The 794-nt window shown below is 49.4% G+C and carries 1 protein-coding gene; it reads left to right on the top strand.

Features of this window, described 5'->3' with window-relative positions:
- Window positions 1-167 precede the first annotated feature (167 nt).
- A partial coding sequence (locus tag ACR0J2_RS24080) for a tyrosine-type recombinase/integrase (RefSeq protein WP_480814113.1) occupies window positions 168-794 on the top strand: 627 nt, incomplete at its 3' end.

Raw genomic sequence — 794 nt, 5'->3', positions numbered from 1 at the left:
TTGAATCCATAGTTCTGCTATTCGCCCTATACCAAATCGCATATTTGTGGCGCCGGTCAGGCTTCGACAAAGTCAGATTTTTCATGACGGAGACCAAGCATGGTAACCAATAGACGCTGACACTGTGTGGGCGATGAGGTGGTGCGTGGCGGTGTGGAGTATTCGTCATGCAAGCTTTAAATCTACCCGTCATTCGAGTTGGCCGATCTGCGTGGAACAAAGGTCGGGTTATTGGCCAGAAGCGCCCGCTTTTGCCAAGGCATGTCTGGGCAATACGCGTTCGCTTAGAAATTTCAGAAGATTATAGGAACTTAGCACTCTTCAATTTAGCAATAGATAGTAAGCTCCGTGGTTGCGATCTTGTTCGCCTGAAAGTTGCAGACGTATTTGCCGCTGGACAAGTAAAGGAACGCGCGTCTGTCAACCAAAGCAAGACAAAGATACCCGTTCGTTTTGAAATTAGTAGTGGTACGAGAAACTCGCTTTTGAATTGGCTGAAACAACCTGCAATGAAAAGATCCGAGTACTTGTGGCCAGGGCGTTTTCAGCATCGGCTGCATATTTCTACTCGTCAGTACGCGAGGTTGGTTCAGTCATGGGTCGCTTCGGTTGGGCTTGATCCCAGTCAGTATGGGACCCATTCAATGCGACGCACAAAAGTGGCGCAGATTTATCGTAGAACAGGTAACTTGCGAGCCGTGCAGCTATTGCTTGGTCACACCAAGATGGACAGTACAGTGCGTTACCTGGGTGTAGACATCGAAGACGCACTCGCCATCGCGGAAGCCACCGAG

It is taken from the genome of Ruegeria sp. CG4, from assembly GCF_056537185.1.
This window is presented reverse-complemented; position numbering and strand designations above follow the sequence as displayed.